This is a genomic window from Roseofilum acuticapitatum BLCC-M154 (assembly GCF_030068475.1).
Lineage (GTDB): Bacteria > Cyanobacteriota > Cyanobacteriia > Cyanobacteriales > Desertifilaceae > Roseofilum > Roseofilum acuticapitatum.
In genome coordinates this window covers 1-15,431 of the sequence record NZ_JAQOSP010000012.1, presented here as the reverse complement: position 1 = coordinate 15,431, position 15,431 = coordinate 1, and the positions used below count along the sequence as shown (strand labels likewise).

Annotated in this window: 14 protein-coding genes; 8 read left to right on the top strand and 6 right to left on the bottom strand. The window is 46.2% G+C overall.

Going from position 1 to position 15,431, the window contains the following annotated elements; translation table 11 throughout:
• Positions 1-109: 109 nt before the first annotated feature.
• Positions 110-1,240, bottom strand: coding sequence for a murein hydrolase activator EnvC family protein (locus tag PMG71_RS02435; protein ID WP_283752047.1), 1,131 nt, complete (start codon positions 1,238-1,240; stop codon positions 110-112).
• A 162-nt stretch (positions 1,241-1,402) separates the two neighbouring features.
• Between PMG71_RS02435 and PMG71_RS02430 the strand changes: the two genes are divergently transcribed.
• On the top strand, positions 1,403-1,699 hold the full coding sequence (locus PMG71_RS02430) for a DUF167 domain-containing protein (RefSeq protein WP_283752046.1): 297 nt from the start codon (positions 1,403-1,405) through the stop codon (positions 1,697-1,699).
• 114 nt (positions 1,700-1,813) lie between these two features.
• Here the strand turns inward: PMG71_RS02430 and PMG71_RS02425 are convergent, their stop codons facing one another.
• Positions 1,814-1,939, bottom strand: coding sequence for a hypothetical protein (locus PMG71_RS02425; RefSeq protein WP_283752045.1), 126 nt, complete (start codon positions 1,937-1,939; stop codon positions 1,814-1,816).
• Positions 1,940-2,576: 637 nt separating this feature from the next.
• On the opposite strand from PMG71_RS02425, the gene sds reads away from it, so the two are divergent.
• A complete protein-coding gene (gene sds, locus PMG71_RS02420) occupies positions 2,577-3,548 on the top strand; it encodes a solanesyl diphosphate synthase (protein ID WP_283752044.1) in 972 nt (323 codons plus the stop codon).
• 127 nt (positions 3,549-3,675) lie between these two features.
• On the opposite strand, the gene PMG71_RS02415 is transcribed toward sds, so the two are convergent.
• Positions 3,676-4,164: a hypothetical protein gene (locus PMG71_RS02415; protein ID WP_283752043.1), complete on the bottom strand. Its 489-nt coding sequence runs from the start codon at positions 4,162-4,164 to the stop codon at positions 3,676-3,678.
• 161 nt (positions 4,165-4,325) lie between these two features.
• On the opposite strand from PMG71_RS02415, the gene hetZ reads away from it, so the two are divergent.
• The 3 genes from hetZ (at position 4,326) to PMG71_RS02400 (ending at position 9,004) form a co-directional block, all read left to right on the top strand.
• Positions 4,326-5,447, top strand: a complete 1,122-nt coding sequence (gene hetZ, locus PMG71_RS02410) for a heterocyst differentiation protein HetZ (RefSeq protein ID WP_283752042.1) — start codon at positions 4,326-4,328, stop codon at positions 5,445-5,447.
• The gene (locus PMG71_RS02405; RefSeq protein ID WP_283752041.1) at positions 5,402-6,577 is read left to right on the top strand and encodes a hypothetical protein; all 1,176 of its coding nucleotides are present in this window, start codon (positions 5,402-5,404) and stop codon (positions 6,575-6,577) included. Before hetZ ends, PMG71_RS02405 begins: the two co-directional genes overlap by 46 nt.
• An 87-nt stretch (positions 6,578-6,664) precedes the next feature.
• The gene (locus PMG71_RS02400; protein WP_283752040.1) at positions 6,665-9,004 is read left to right on the top strand and encodes a transglutaminase TgpA family protein; all 2,340 of its coding nucleotides are present in this window, start codon (positions 6,665-6,667) and stop codon (positions 9,002-9,004) included.
• A 406-nt stretch (positions 9,005-9,410) separates the two neighbouring features.
• On the opposite strand, the gene PMG71_RS02395 is transcribed toward PMG71_RS02400, so the two are convergent.
• From PMG71_RS02395 to PMG71_RS02385, 3 genes are all read right to left on the bottom strand, one after another.
• Positions 9,411-10,424 (bottom strand): DnaJ C-terminal domain-containing protein, encoded by a 1,014-nt coding sequence (locus PMG71_RS02395; RefSeq protein WP_283752039.1) that lies wholly within the window; start codon positions 10,422-10,424, stop codon positions 9,411-9,413.
• 128 nt (positions 10,425-10,552) lie between these two features.
• A complete protein-coding gene (locus tag PMG71_RS02390) occupies positions 10,553-11,032 on the bottom strand; it encodes an AAA family ATPase (protein WP_283752038.1) in 480 nt (159 codons plus the stop codon).
• Positions 11,033-11,059: 27 nt separating this feature from the next.
• Positions 11,060-12,364, bottom strand: coding sequence for a glucose-1-phosphate adenylyltransferase (locus PMG71_RS02385; RefSeq protein WP_283752037.1), 1,305 nt, complete (start codon positions 12,362-12,364; stop codon positions 11,060-11,062).
• A gap of 514 nt (positions 12,365-12,878) precedes the next feature.
• Here PMG71_RS02385 and PMG71_RS02380 point away from each other — a divergent pair.
• The 3 genes from PMG71_RS02380 to phnE all read left to right on the top strand — a co-directional run bounded on the left by PMG71_RS02380 (position 12,879) and on the right by phnE (position 15,168).
• A complete protein-coding gene (locus PMG71_RS02380) occupies positions 12,879-13,253 on the top strand; it encodes a hypothetical protein (protein ID WP_283752036.1) in 375 nt (124 codons plus the stop codon).
• Positions 13,254-13,431: 178 nt separating this feature from the next.
• Positions 13,432-14,331 (top strand): phosphate/phosphite/phosphonate ABC transporter substrate-binding protein, encoded by a 900-nt coding sequence (locus tag PMG71_RS02375; protein WP_347179184.1) that lies wholly within the window; start codon positions 13,432-13,434, stop codon positions 14,329-14,331.
• 15 nt (positions 14,332-14,346) lie between these two features.
• Complete coding sequence (gene phnE / locus PMG71_RS02370) at positions 14,347-15,168, top strand: phosphonate ABC transporter, permease protein PhnE (RefSeq protein WP_283752035.1); 822 nt, start codon at positions 14,347-14,349, stop codon at positions 15,166-15,168.
• Positions 15,169-15,431 lie beyond the last annotated feature (263 nt).

Sequence of the window (15,431 nt, the reverse complement as noted above, 5' to 3'; positions counted from 1 at the left end):
CTAAAATGGTGGGTTACGGCGGATTGAGAGATTGCTTTCAGAGTCTAAGTTTTAGCCGCCTAACCCACCCTACACTAATGCACTATTTTAGCTGTGTCACGGCACTAGGTTAGGTTAGATAATTCATCGGATCGACGGGAGTCCCATTTTCCCGCACTTCAAAGTGTAAATGAGGCCCCGTAGAGAGTCCTGTCGATCCGGTAGAAGCGATCGCATCTCCTTGAGTAATTTCTTGTCCTTCCTGTACATACACTTGACTGGCATGGGCATAGAGCGTCGTAATGCCATTACCATGATCGAGAATAACTGTATTACCATAACCCCCATACCATCCGGCATATAACACAATTCCATTTTGAGCCGCATAAATGGGACTACCATAGTCAGCCGCAAAATCCATCCCAGCATGAAACCGTTGTACACCTAAAATGGGATGGGTTCGCCAACCAAAACTACTAGAAAATTCCCCATAACTGGGGGTGAGCATTTTCCCTGGTTGCAGCTTCAGCAGTTTCCGTAAGGATAAAGAGGAGGTTTGTAGGCGATCGCGAATTAAGACTTCCAAACCCTTAGAATCTTGTTGGAGTTGAAGATAAGCCGCTTCTAGAGCTTGTTGATCCGTATTCAAGCGTTCAAGGAGTTGGGTTTGAACTTCGCTTTGCGTTTGATAGTCGCTTTTTTGATTCACCAACTGTTGACGCATCATTAAAAGTTGATTATAGGTTTGTTCAACTTCAAGATTCTGTTGTTCAGTTTGATCTAAGGCAGTTTTAACCGTCAGTAGCAGTTGGCGATCCGCTAGAGCCAGTTGTTTGAAGCGATGACGACGACTGAGAAAGTCGGTGAGGGTTTCACTCTGAAGTAATATGGATAGGCCAGAATGACGCGGTTGCTTCTGGAGAAATTGAAATCGGGCGATCGCTCCTTGAGCTAAGGCTTGATAATCCTGTTTTTGGCTTTGCAGTTCTTTTTTAAGACGATCTAAGTTTTGGGTGGTTTGTTCAATTTGAGCTTCAACCTCCTGAAGTTGACGCTCAGTCAGTTTCAACGTACCCACCAAACCCTTCAGGTGTTCTTTAGCTCCTTCCTCTAACTGTTCTAACCGCTCTTGTTCCTTAGAAATCAATTTTTGATCCTGTTGCAGTTGTTCCTGTTGTTGTTGAAGCCGATCCACCGAAGGCGAAGCGTGGGCGATCGCACTCAGTGAACCCCATAGGTAAAGGATAACCCAACCAGCCAAAAGCAGTTTTAGAACCCTTTTCCTTAATCCAGCCAACTCTATCAACTTACTCCACTCCAGCACTCAAACCGTCCATTAGATGAACCAGTATAGCCTTAGATAGTCAATTGGAGCCTAGACCAAAAGATAAACTATCCTTATCACTATATCTCTCGATAATCCATGCCCCAAGATCCATCCATCCACACTCTCTTGCCGATCAAAGTCGTTCCCTCTTCCTCCAAAAATTGCTTGGCAGGATGGCTGGGAGAATCTTTGAAAATCCGGACTCAAGCTCCCCCCGAACGGGGAAAAGCCAATGCTTGTGTCCTCAAAATTATCGCCCAAGCTCTAGGGATTCCCAAAGACTCCATTACCCTCATAAAAGGAGAAACTTCAGTCAATAAAGTCATCTCCATTACCGGTTTAACTCTAGAGGAAATTAAACAGAAAATAGATAACTCATATCAATCCAATTGACCCGTAAGGGTGGGTGTACCTAGATCTAAATCATTAAAGATTGCGTCCATCCACCCTAACAGTCAAAGATCCCGTTAACGTCCTATTGGCCGTTAACCAGAATAGGGGGTTTATTTAACGAGCGCTACTACGAGATCTCGATAGTTTAGCCGTGCGTTGAGCAAACATCAACAGCACATACACAAACATAAGATACATCGCAGCTAAGGCAACAATCATGAGGGGCAAACCAGTATACATAGGGCATCAGTTAAGTAGCGGAGAAGGAACAAGCATAAGGATTTCAAAGCTGAGGTAACTTCCAGTTAAGCCAGCGGCCAGTCTGACTCTGGAGATAGACTTAAACCAGTCCACTCGATCGCTTTAAACTGCTTTGCCAAGGATTTTTGCTCTTCCTAAAGACAAGAAAACTTATATCTAGAAGCACAAATCTCCTGACACACCTAAAAAAATATACAAACGTCGGCTCCAGAGCTGATCGGATCTCGATCTAATAGACTCGGAAAGACTCTTAACTCTAAAAGAGTTCAACGTAAAACCTAGAAAGGCTTACTTGAAGAGAGTCCTTCCACCAACAAGACTTAATCGAGATTGACTTTTATCAGCCCTGACTTGTACGACTTTGCAGTTTTCCAGTTGGGTTACTGAGTGATTTGAAATCCTTATATTCAATCTAACACAAAACTTGGCGATTGCTGAGGGAATTGGGCAAAATGGGTAAAAAAATCCCTAATTAGCTCAATAGGCTTGGCTGTAACCCCTTGAGCCATGCAGTAGTCATCTCTGGGACATGGATTCCAATTCCCTGACAAAGGGCAACATGGTATTAGAATAAATATGTAAAGTTTCGTAACTAACGGCAGAGTCAGCTTAATTCATGACCTCAACGACCTCCTTATTCCATCCAGTTGAAGCAGATGTTCATCTGCTGACGGAAAACTTGAAACAGTTGGTTAGTGCGCGTCATCCGATCCTCTTTGCAGCCGCTGAGTACCTCTTTGGAGCTGGGGGGAAGCGATTGAGACCCGCCATTGTCCTCTTAATCTCTAGGGCAACGACTGTCAATGAAGAGATTACCGATCGCCACCGGCGTTTAGCGGAAATCACTGAAATGATCCATACCGCCAGCCTTGTCCATGATGATGTGGTGGATGAATCCGATCTGCGCCGGGGTCTACCGACAGTTCACAGTAGTTTTGGCAATCGGATTGCCGTATTAGCTGGAGATTTCCTATTTGCCCAATCCTCCTGGTATCTCGCCAACTTAGATAATCTCGCCGTCGTTAAACTGCTATCAGAAGTGATCATGGACTTGGCAGAAGGAGAAATTCAGCAAGGTCTGAGACGATTCGATACCAGTTTATCCCTGGAAGACTATTTAGAAAAAAGTTATTACAAAACGGCATCGCTGATCGCCAATAGCGCCAAAGCAGCCGGAGTTTTGAGCAATGTTTCCGAGGAGATGGCTCAAAACCTGTATCTGTACGGGCGCAATTTAGGATTAGCCTTTCAAATTGTGGATGACATTCTCGATTTTACCGGTTCAGAGGAGGCCTTGGGGAAACCCGCAGCATCTGATTTGAAAAACGGTAATCTCACAGCTCCCGTATTATATGCCCTGGAAGAACATCCCGGTTTAGAAGCCTTGATCGAGCGAGAATTTAAGGAACCTGGAGATTTAGAGCAAGCCTTAAGTTGGATTCATGATTCTCAGGGGTTGCCTCAATCCCGTGAACTGGCAGCTAAACATGCTCGTCTGGCTCGCGAAGGGTTAGCCGAATTGCCGAAAACCGAATCTTATGAAGCTCTGATCAATTTAACTGACTATGTGCTGCGTCGTTTATATTAGGCGATCGCCCACTTAGGTTTTCAGGAGGGTTTGACATGGTCACCGTTAGCCTTAACCAAACGGTGGAGCTTGTTTCTGGGCATTTTTGGAGTGTAATGGGTGGATAGGCAATCCCCCATTACCTCGCTCAAGCCATATTCGGGGGAAACTTAGAGATGGGGGGAGCTGAACCCGAAGAGAGTTGAGCCAAATAAGACTCAATTAAATTTTTCACATCTTCAGAGCGCACTTCGACACCTGATTGCAAATTGCCTGGAGTTTCAAAGAAAACCAAACTATCAATCGGCTCTAACGTCACCATTTGAAACAGAAGAGCTGTAACGGCGATCGGCACAGCTATTAGGTTAGGGCTGTCTTTAGCTGAGGGAGATTGAGCAGCATCTTTGAAGGTAGAGAAAGCATAAATTACCTTTTTAGTTAATTCCGCTTCCTCATTGTTCCGTAGAGTGGTAAACACCCACTCCTGGTTGACCGATTGTAAAATATAATATTGAGAGTGTTGAAGTTGTTGGGCTAATGCTTTCAGGGCTGGGGCGATCGCCGCTATGATCTGGGGCGTATGGCCATCTTGAGGTGCGCGATCGATTAAAGTTTGAATCTGGTCGTCTAAATCCATAGGTTCAGCTTCGGTAGCATCATCCCTTTAGTCTAGATCCTCTCTCTAGCCAATGAAAAGAGGGTACAGAGAATAGTTAAGCACTTCTGAGACCCATTCAAGCCAAGCTATGTTACCTTCATTTAAGCAAATCACTCTGGTTAGGGGGGATAAAGGAACTTGTGGAGCAGATTTATACAACTATCTTTGAACTCCTATGGGAGCAACTCCAGAACTCAACCCAAGCGGGAGAGCGCAACTGTCGGCAAGTTGCCCATCGTGTAGCGGAGGAAGTGACCCGAATTTGCATCGAGAGTCAACGGATTCAGGCATCCGGGGAAATAGAAGAGTGGGCGAAAAAGTTAGCACAACTGCGTCTCAAGCAATGTTTGCATTACTATCAGCAAGGATCGGTCAGGGGTCGCTGCGATCTCCATAGTACCTTAGCGGCGATCGTCTATGGTTACATTAATCCATCTTATCGGTCAGCCAGTTATCGCGCCCGCACCACATTAATTGAAGATTTCTTGCAATCCTTTTACCTCGAATCCTTCAAGGCCTTCAGCCGAGAAACCGAACTTCCCATCACCTATCACCCAAAAACCCGGTTAGACATTGCTGAATTCATGGCCTTTACCGAGCGCTATGCTAAACGCCGGATTCGTCTGAGAGGGAATCGCTCGCAACAATTGATTATTTTACGAGCGCAAACCTTTTCTCAACAACAACCTCCAGAAGATTTAGTCGATATTCAAAGTGCTTCAGCAGGAGGCAATTCTGACTCGGATTCCGAATGGTCAAGTCCTGCACTCTCCCAAGTCCGAAAAGCCATGAGTAACCAGGAGCAAATCCCAGAAGCTGATGAGATTACCGAAAAAGTTGTGCAAATGCTTTTAGAGTATCTGCAAGAGCGGAAACAACAAGAATGTGCGGATTATTTCGTGTTCCGTTTACTGGATTTAGCCACCTCACAAATTGAATGGATTTTAGAGATTACCCCTAGGGAACGGGATTATCTGCAACAACGGTTTAAATATCACTTAGAACGATTTGCCCTTGGCCCCCATTGGGAATTAGTGCATGAATGGTTAGAAGCAGGTTTAGAACAAAATTTAGGCTTAATGCCCCAAGAGTGGAAAACGTTTACGCAGCAGCTCTCGGAAGAGGAGCAAAAACATTTAAGTTTGAGACAAAATAATCTTAACGATGAAGCGATCGCCGATCAATTAGGTTGTACGCTCACACAAGTACAAAAACGATGGATCAAAATCCTAGCGCAAGCTTGGACGATCCGCAATGCTTAAATTATCCGGAGAATTCAGATTTTGCTATGAATAGAGACCCAGAAGCCAAAATTGAAGCCCTGTTTACTTGGCTCCTCAATCCTCCAATGGATGACTCTTCTGAACCTGAAGAAGAGGTACTATCTAGCCCCAACCCGGATGAAGATTCATCCCGATGGATGGATCGACCCGATGAATCATCTTGGGATGGGGAAACGCTCGATCCTTTGGAGTCCGAAGATATCGATGGCATCTATCCCCCCCATTCAAATTCCCAGGGCCAACCTTTAGAGATAGGAGAGATACCCGCCGTGCAAGACCGTTTCCAGGCTTTATTAAAACGACGCATTCAAACTGAAATGCAATCGAATCTTCCCTTATTTCCTTGGGAGACAACGGTTATGGACTATGAGGACGATCCCTGTGAGGTCATAGCCTCTGCTCCAGTTCTGTCTCAACCTTGGATCTTACAGCTCAAACAGCTCAATTTTCCTGTTCCTGTAGAACTCCCTGAATCTTTACTCGTTCAACTGCTCGATCAGTGTCAGAAAGTTGCCCAATCTACCCTACAAGAGGGGGCCAAACTGGTGCAAGCGGTAGAAAATTTATTTCCTGATGAGTTTCTCGCTTTAAACAAGCTGGCTACTCCATTAGTGTTGGGAGAAATGCGCTCTGCTGCACTGGCCGAGTCGGTTTCCCCGGTTGGTGATGAGTCAGCACCATCTCGCGGGACTTTAGTCTATGAAGCAGCACAACGATCGCAAAAAATGCGGATTTCTCTCTTAGCTGCTCAACAGATTCTGCAAACCCTAACCTTAAACCCAGTGGTGAATCAAGGGGCGGCTCAACGAGATTGGGAAACCGAACTGGGATTGCTCCAAGTCGGTGCTAATTATGCCCAGGGTGAAAAGGGGTCTCAATTGCAAGTCGAGGTGCTGCTTCCTTGTGCAGGCAGTATCGAGATCCGGGGGGAAGAAGGAGAAGCGATCGCCAAACGATACGATCGAGGATATGTAAGGGTAACGTTATTTGATATTGTGAGCGATCGCCCCTACAGCTTAGTCATTGAGCTAGAAAATAATTCTGAATCGCCTTTGATGTTTACCCTTAGACCCACCCATACCCCCTCTTCAACTTCACCTGAAAGCTGAGAGGGATAACCGCCCAGAAAAAATCTTGTTACACTAGCTCTTAGCTTCAGATCAGCTTTTTTGAGCCACCGTAACTAGACACTAACTATGGCAAACTCATCAGGGACGCGGCCATTTGCCAATCTGCCCCTCTTATCGGATCTGTGGAAGTATTTAGATCGGCTTCCTAAACCCGTGGCTGAAGAATCAGCATTCTTAAGAATTTTGGTTCAAGCCCTGGTTAGTGTGGGAATTATGGCTACCGATGTAGCCGCAGGCACACAAATGAGTTTATGGGCCGTTCCGGTGGGTGCGATTGGGGCCCTATGGAGTTGGTATCGACGCAAAGATCGCAATGTGGTGACCAAGTTTGCGATCGCCATTGGCATGTTAATTGCCCTATTTGTCTTCTTCGGAAACCTGTTTACCCAGCTCAATGATACCCGCTTGGTTCTCGCCGAACTGCTGGTTCATCTCCAAGTCTTACATAGTTTCGACCTACCGCGCCGCAAAGACTTGGGCTATTCCATGATTATTGGGCTAATTTTAATCGGTGTGGCTGCCACCCTCAGCCAAACCCTAGCCTTTTCTCCCCTCCTGTTTGTCTTCTTAGTGATTGCACTGCCTACCCTAGTTCTAGATTATCGCTCCCGCTTGGGATTATCTCCTCTAACCTGGAATAGGAAAGGCAAATCTTCTAAAAACCCCATTTCTTTAGCTCCTGAACTGGCTCCCAAACAACTGGGATTTATGCTCTTAGTCGTTCTGGGGTTAGGGATGGCCTTGTTTACCGCTTTCCCTAGGGTTCCCGGCTATCAATTCCGTAATTTCCCGGTCAGCGCCCCACCAATGATGCAAGAAGAAGAACAAAGCTTTCAGGGATTGCCGGGAACCATTACTAACCCAGAGACAGCCGAGGATGGAGAAGGTGAAGGCGCAGGAACTGGGGGAGATGCTCCGAGCGAGGGAGCAGGTCAAATGGATGAGACCTTTTACTATGGGTTTAATAGCAAGATTAACCAGAATTTGAGAGGTCAACTGGTTCCCAAAGTCATGTTGCGGGTTCGCTCCCAAGCGGAAGGATTTTGGCGGGTTTTAGGGTTTGATCATTATACCGGTCAAGGATGGGAAATTCGCCAAGACGATACGGCCTTAGTGGAACGGCCGGGTTGGTCGTATAAGTTTTATTTGCCTCGTAATCCTTCCCTGGCGAGAAGTCGGGAAGTGGTACAAACCTATACAGTGGTTGAGGCTTTACCAAACTTGATTCCTGCTTTGTATGAAGCGGATGATTTATATTTTCCCACTAGGGAAGTGGCCCTTGATAAACATGGAGCTTTGCGATCGCCCCTAAACTTGCGGGAAGGTTTAACTTATACGGTCATTTCCGAAGTTCCCTATCGCGATCGCTCCGTCTTGCGCGAAGCTTCAACCGACTATCCGAAAGACATTCGCGACCTGTATTTGCAAATTCCTCCAGAAATTGCAGAGCGCGTCCGTCAGAAAACCGAGGAAGCTTTAGCCACTTCAGAAAATCCCTTAACCGATCCCTATGAAAAAGCCCTCTATCTAGCCCAATATCTCAAACAACGCTATAGCCTAGAGCCAGAATTACCCTTTTTTGATGACAGCGAAGACCTGGTAGAGTCCTTTCTATTTAAGCATCAAGGGGGCTATCCCGATCACTTTTCTACTACCTTAACCCTGATGTTAAGGGCGATCGGCATCCCAGCCCGCCTAGCCGTAGGATTCGGCCCCGGAGAATTCAACCCCTTTACCGGACTGTATGTCGTCCGCAATATCGATGCCTTTGCCCTCACCGAAGTCTATTTTCCTGAATATGGCTGGTTTGGTTTTGACCCCATTCCCGGCCATCCCCTGATTCCCCCCTCCATTTCTGACTATCAAAGCTTTACGGTTCTGCGTCAGTTTTGGAACTGGGTAGCGGGTTGGTTGCCTTCCCCCGTGAAAAATGCATTTACGGCGATCGGGGCATTTATTATGACCGTTTTAGTGCGATCCCTGATTCGCCTCTGGCAACTGATTTCCAATGGCTGGACAGGATTCTTTATTGGCGCAATTTTAGCGATCGCATTATCCTTTTTCCTCTGGGTTCTATTCAAGCAATGGCAACAATGGCGGCGGCAAAGATGGCTCTCTAAACTGCATCCCATGGAGCGCATTTATCAAGAATACTTAGGAATACTGAGGGAAGCGGGTTATCCCAAACATCCCGCCCAAACCCCTCAAGAATATGCCCACAGTTTGCAAGGTCAGTATAGTTCAGATGCGGCAACTGTGATTACAGAAATTCCCCAGCTTTATGTGCAATGGCGCTATGGTGGCATAGAAGCTCGGTCTATTGCTGATTTGCAGCAGGGTTTGCAACAGTTAAAACAGAGTTCTCGCCAAAGGAAACTTCAGAGCTTAAGGGAGATAGGGAGATAGGGAGATAGGGAGATGGGGGAGATAGGGAGCGAGACGCTCCCACTCCAGTAATATAGGGATTCTGGGAGTGCGGGCATCTTGCCCGCTTCTTCATATCAAGTTCGCTTATTCATGTCCGCGAAGCGGAAATACCCTAATTAAAAATCCAGGGAGCAAGATGCTCCCACTCCAGTCATATCAAAGAATTCGAGGAGTGCTAATTAAAAATCCAGGGAGCAAGATGCTCCCACTCCAGTCATATCAAAGAATTCGAGGAGTGCTAATTAAAAATCCAGGGAGCAAGATGCTCCCACTCCAGTCATATCAAAGAATTCGAGGAGTGCGGGCATCTTGCCCGCTTCTTAACCAATTTTCATGTCCGCTTGCGGAAACCGGACTTGATATCACCCTTTATCCGGACTTGATATTACAGGCGCACCGATGCAAAATCAGCCCTCGGATTCTGGGTGCGGAGGGTTTTCAGCTTCTCGTAACACTCCCGCTCGCTTTTACTGAGGGTTTTGGGAACGGCGATCGCAATTTTTACCAACTGATCCCCCCTCGCGCCCTTCGGATTGGGCCATCCCTTACCCCGTAAGCGCAAGGATTGACCATGACGAATACCAGCCGGAATACTCATCTGCACTCGTCCATCAGGAGTCGGCACTTCAATACTAGCGCCTAAAACTGCCTCTTCTGGAGAAAGGGGTAGCTCACAAACTAAATTATCCCCCTCAAACTGGAAAAAACGATGGGGTTGCAAGGACACCGTGAGATACAAATCTCCCCGTTGTCCGGTTTGGGGATGAATACTCCCCTTACCTCGGACGCGGATGCGAGTTCCTGGTTTTGCACCGGGAGGAATCCGCACTTCAATGACTTCTGTGCCTAAGTTAATCCGCTTTTGGACTCCATGAAAAGCTTCTGCAAATGACAGAACAATGGAAGCCTCTTGGGACACATTACTGGTTTTTGGAGGCGCTCCATAGCTGGCAAAATCTTCAAATCCACCAAATCCAGTGGTGCGAGCATTAGGACGGTAATTATAGGAGGTTTTGTGCCCCGCAGTTGCTCCAGGGGTTCCGGTTCCCATGCGTCCCAGGAGTTCATTAATAAAATCATCAAAGGTCGTATACTGGCTAAAATCAAAGCCGTTAAAGTCTACACCAGGAGAAGCTCCCCGTCCGTAACCTGAAGATGTGCCAGCTTGCTTCCAATATTGGCCAAACTGGTCGTATTTCTTGCGTTTGTCTGCATCCGATAGGACTTCGTAAGCTTCACTCACTTCTTTAAACCGAGCCTCTGCTTGCTGATTTCCAGGATTCATATCCGGGTGGTATTTCCGGGCTAAACGACGGAAACTCTTCTTAATCTCATCGGCACTCGCAGTGCGACTAACCCCCAACACGGAATAGTAGTCCTTAAAATCAGTAGCCACCATATACGCTCCTTAACGCTGTTGTGTCTTTAAGTTTAATGGGTTTATATAGCAATATCAGCTTAAGGGTATCAAAGGTTGAGGGTGGCTTGCAGTTCGGTTGCGATCGCAATTTCCGAACCGATTTTACTCTATCGTCTCCTGGGTTGATAAAAAATTAAATGATCCATGCCCTCGCTCAAGCTCGGAGGCGCACCCCAGAGCTGGCGGTACATACTTAAGATAATCTCTTCGGGAACTTGGCGATCGCGCGATCGATTTCTCGCTAAACACTCCTGTAACCGCGTCCTGATCCAAATCCCGGTAATTGTGGAAAATCCTAACTCACGGCCGAGCTTAATCACATCCTGGCGGTTAGCTCGTTTCACATTAGTCGCATCATAAATCGTCGAGGCTCCTTCGCGTAGAGCCGATTGAAACTGTAACCTCACTTCATTCCAGACTAATCGCCAATCTCCTTGAACTGCTGGATCTCCAAACAACTGCCCGCGAATGGCATCCGTAGAAACCAGTCGATAGGTCGGCCAGGCCGCCATCAACTGGTAAGCTAGGGTGGATTTCCCGCTACCTGGAAGACCAATTAAAAGAATTAGTCGGCAGGAGTCAGTCATATCCTAAACCCCTAAATCTTGTACAGACTAAATTACTGTACCATCAGGAATCGTGGCATTTTTAATAATCACAACCACTCCACCCCGAATCAAGAAGCCCAACTTTTCAGTCTCTTCATTGTTGCCTTCTTCCACATGGTCTTTATTAATGATTTGTACATTGCGACCAATGCGAGCATTTTTATCAATAATTGCGCCTCGGATGGTGCTGCCTTCCCCAATACCAACGGGAACCTTGCCTTGTTGAGTTCCAGATTGACGTTCGGCGAAGGGTTCGTAGAAGTCTGCCCCCATGAGCATGGAGTCTTCAATCACACAATTGGCTTCTATGCGCGATCGCACGCCCAAAACGGAATGATGGATTGTACAATTCTTGAGAATGCAACCTTCTGCCACAATTGATTCAGTTACCTTCGCATCCAACAGCTTAGAGGGAGGCAAGAACCGGGAACGGCTGTAAATCGGAGCAATTTCGTTATAGAAGCTAAACGGGGGTGTCGGTTGTTCCGTCAGAGCCAAGTTCGCGTCATAAAAGGCTTTGATGGTTCCGATATCTTCCCAATAATCATTAAACAGGTAAGCCTGCACTTTATAACCCTGAGTGGCTGCAAAGGGTAGCACTTCCTTACCAAAATCTTTTTGATCGGGATTCTCTGTCAGCAGTTTACCCATCAAATCCTTATTGAAGATATAAATCCCCATGGAGGCAATATAGGGCTTTTGTTTGGCTTCTTCTGGGGAAAGACCCAAAATCGTGGTATCCACAGCCATCTTCTTGAGATCGTCTCCCTTGGGTTTCTCACTGAAATCAATGATGCGTCCGGTATCATCAATTTTCATTAAGCCAAAATCAGAAGCCCGTTCTTCATCAATGGGAACCACTGACAGGGTAATATCCGCTTGGCTTTCCCGGTGGTAGTTGATGAAATCCCGGTAATCCATGCGATAGAGATGATCCCCGGACAAGATCAAATATTCATCAATATCCCATTCTTGCATGAGCCACAGGTATTTACGCACCGCATCGGCCGTTCCTTCAAACCAACTGGTTTCGTCACTGGCGGTTTGTTGAGCGGCGAGAATTTCTACAAAGCCTTCCGAGAAACTCGAAAAGCTATAGGCACGGGTGACATGGCGGTTCAGGGAAGCCGAGTTGAATTGAGTCAGAACGTAGATTTTGTAAATCTCGGAGTTGACACAGTTACTGACGGGAATATCAATCAAGCGGTATTTACCCGCCAAAGGTACTGCTGGTTTAGCCCGTAGTTTGGTCAGAGGGTACAGTCTGGTTCCTGCCCCTCCTCCAAGAATAATCCCTAAGACATTTTTCACGAAAAAAACCCTCTTATATCAAAAATCAATAGCTTTCCTAGTCCAGTGTCTGACTGAACCGGGCAGTTGGCAAGGGGGATCGCCTAGAAGCTTGGGTTAAGGGAAGTTTATAGCCTTGGGAACTAGGGCATCGGTAAAGGTGGGGATCGTATTCCTACTTATGGGAGGTCATGGGTATAAGGCAAAATCCTGGATTTGTCTTTACAATTTAAGTAAATTCACTTTTTTGTGTCCGTTGCTGTGCCCCAACAGTCTCCGATTGAATCGTAAAAATTCGTATATTTTGTACCAAAAAAACAGAATATGGAGTAAAAATTCAATGATTTCACTGAAAATTAAAATTTATGCTAGTATTCAGCCACACTTATCTAAATCTAAAAAATCTTGTATGCTAGAAGAAAGGCAAAACAAGGATCTTAGACAAAAAAACTTGCTCAGAGCCTCTATTGACCTTGATTTCAAACTAAAAAATTTTTTTTGTCCCTCAATTCTTAATCTTTTTTAACTTAAGATCATGGTTATTCATCAACATCCATTAAGAAAATTTGAAATTTATCAGAAGTCCGCTCGCAAAAAACGGTATATCAGTGTGGTGGCTTACTTTGACCGCCATGGTATCCTGAATGATTATGTTATGTTGGACAAAACTCTTGAGATAGATTGGGCCAAGGTGATTTTTCAAACGATTTCTTTAAAATTGTTGATGGGGTCTTTTCTGGGTTTAGAAGGCTTTCAACAAGTGACGGTTAAAGGAAATGGATTTAAGGCGGTGGTGATTCCGATTCATACTGGGTATCGAGCCATGATCTATGAGCAATGCTCGGATCTAGAGGAAAAAACGAGTGGTGTCAGTCATGAGTATACCTTGCCTCTGGCTAATGCTCACTAGGAATGTAGGGGATTGATTGGCTAAAGATACAGGGCAAACCCGTAAAGTGGTCATGGATATCTGGGGATTTGACTCGGTTTGATTTTCAGCGTAAACTCAGAAAATTAAAGTATTAAATTGATGGGTAAATCGGGAAGCTTGTTAACCTGGTTTTCCGTGAACAATAGGCTAGAAATTAATGGATTTTATGAAGCGCTGGATCAAATCAATGGTGTTGGGGTGCTTAACCCTGATGATGGTTGTTTCTTGTGGTCAATCTAATCTTGAAAATACGCAGCTAACGGAACTTAAATTTGGTGTAGGCCCGTATTTTCCGACCCCTAGTGAAAACCGCACTCAGTTTGAGCCGTTATTTAACCAATTGGCAGAAGGGGTGAATCTGAAGGCGGATGTGACGGTGACGGAAGATTGGGTGGGAATTTCGGAGGCTTTGCGATCGCGTACATTAGATGTAGCTTGGTTGGGCCCCTGGGGTTATGTGTTGGCGAATCATAATGACCCTTCGATTGAGGCGATCGCCACGGTAAAATATAAGGAAGAACCGGTTTATTACTCTGTGCTGATGGCGAAAGCTGATGCGCCCTTTGATACTCTCTCAGAGGCGATCGCCCAAAGTCAGAAGGGCCCCAAACTTAAACTGAGTTTGGCTGATGTTGGTTCTACATCGGGTTGGCTGATTCCTCAAGGTGAATTTAAGCGGCGCGATATCGATCCAGAAGCGGTATTTGACTATACTGAAGGCGCATCCCACGCTGCTCAGGCGATCGCCGTTTTAGAAGGGCAAATCGATATCGCTTCTGACTATGACCGGAATCTGGATGTCCTGGGTAGCACTGGACGTATTGACCGCTCCCAACTGAAAATTATCTGGCAATCCGATCCTCTCCCCAACGATCCGATTGCGGTACGCGGTGGACTTCCTCCAGAGCTTCGGGCTTCAATACAAGAACAGTTAGCAAATATTTCGCTGGAAGAGGCAAAAACCCTTTTACCGGAAAACTATACTGGGTTTGTGCCTTCTGATGGCAGCAATTATGCACCCATTCAAGCGGCTGGGAAATCGGTGGGTAAGCTCTAGCGCTGGTAAGGGGTGATGAGCGATCGATGGGAGTCTATCCTCAATAGTCATGAGCAAGAGCAGCGCAGTTTAGGACGACTGCTCAAACAAGGGTTTTGGGGAGTTTTGGCGATCGCCGTTTTAATCGCGAGTTGGCGCTTATCAGAAATTTCCCCGGCAGACTTTTGGCAGGGTTTACCGCGCTTAGGTAACTGGTTAACTCGGCTTTGGCCCCCGGACTTTACGGAGTTGCCCGATTTTTTAATGGCTACGGCCGAAACCTTGGCGATCGCCATTATGGGCACACTTGCAGCCATGATCGCCGCGATTCCTCTCTCCCTCTGTATCGCTCGACCCCTCTCTCCGGTTCCCCAACTCGCTCCCCTCTTGCGTGTGCTACTCAATCTTCTGCGCGGTATCGATACGGCCATTTTTGCCCTGTTTTTCGTCTCCATTGTCGGTTTAGGCCCGTTTGCTGGAGTCTTAGGAGTCGCCTTTCATACTACTGGATCGATGGCTAAACTCTATGTGGAAGTTCTAGAAACTCTACCCCTAGAACCCATTGAGGCGATCGCCGTCACCGGAGCCGATCGCCTACGCACCTTTATTTTTGCCGTTCTCCCCGAAGCCTTGCCGGGACTGATTGGTATTAGTCTCTATTTATGGGAGTTTAATGTGCGCTCCTCTGTAATTTTAGGCATTGTGGGAGCAGGAGGCATCGGTTATGAACTGTTGGTGAGCCTGAAACTGCTGGATTTTTCTCGCTTAACTACTATTTTGTTGTTAATTTTAGCGATGGTGAGTGCGATCGATGCCCTGAGTGCCTATGGACGGCATCAATTAAACCTTAAAAATTAAACCTTCTTGTCTACTTCCTATCTCTTATCCAAACCATAACCTCAATTCGTAAACTCATCCCCTATACTGGGGCTATCACTGTTCATTTTTTCAGCTTAGAGAGTATAAATGGGTGGAAGACTTTGACACTCCCCTGCCTAAAGGCGAGGGGATTCTTAAGAACCTTGACCCTAATGGATCTTGATTCGTAACGGCTGTGCCAAACAGCCTCTAGACAGTCCGGTAAAACCATTCTGCTTACTTTTGCGTCCAATATTTGCAGC

Excerpts from the sequence above, each read along its gene's own strand:
- PMG71_RS02430 (WP_283752046.1), top strand. The coding sequence starts at position 1,403 with ATGCCCCAAGATCCATCCATCCACACTCTCTTGCCGATCAAAGTCGTT.
- PMG71_RS02425 (WP_283752045.1), bottom strand. The coding sequence starts at position 1,939 with ATGTATACTGGTTTGCCCCTCATGATTGTTGCCTTAGCTGCGATGTAT.
- sds (WP_283752044.1), top strand. The coding sequence starts at position 2,577 with ATGACCTCAACGACCTCCTTATTCCATCCAGTTGAAGCAGATGTTCAT.
- PMG71_RS02415 (WP_283752043.1), bottom strand. The coding sequence starts at position 4,164 with ATGGATTTAGACGACCAGATTCAAACTTTAATCGATCGCGCACCTCAA.
- PMG71_RS02405 (WP_283752041.1), top strand. The coding sequence starts at position 5,402 with ATGGATCAAAATCCTAGCGCAAGCTTGGACGATCCGCAATGCTTAAAT.
- PMG71_RS02400 (WP_283752040.1), top strand. The coding sequence starts at position 6,665 with ATGGCAAACTCATCAGGGACGCGGCCATTTGCCAATCTGCCCCTCTTA.
- PMG71_RS02395 (WP_283752039.1), bottom strand. The coding sequence starts at position 10,424 with ATGGTGGCTACTGATTTTAAGGACTACTATTCCGTGTTGGGGGTTAGT.
- PMG71_RS02390 (WP_283752038.1), bottom strand. The coding sequence starts at position 11,032 with ATGACTGACTCCTGCCGACTAATTCTTTTAATTGGTCTTCCAGGTAGC.
- PMG71_RS02380 (WP_283752036.1), top strand. The coding sequence starts at position 12,879 with ATGGTTATTCATCAACATCCATTAAGAAAATTTGAAATTTATCAGAAG.
- PMG71_RS02375 (WP_347179184.1), top strand. The coding sequence starts at position 13,432 with ATGGATTTTATGAAGCGCTGGATCAAATCAATGGTGTTGGGGTGCTTA.
- phnE (WP_283752035.1), top strand. The coding sequence starts at position 14,347 with ATGAGCGATCGATGGGAGTCTATCCTCAATAGTCATGAGCAAGAGCAG.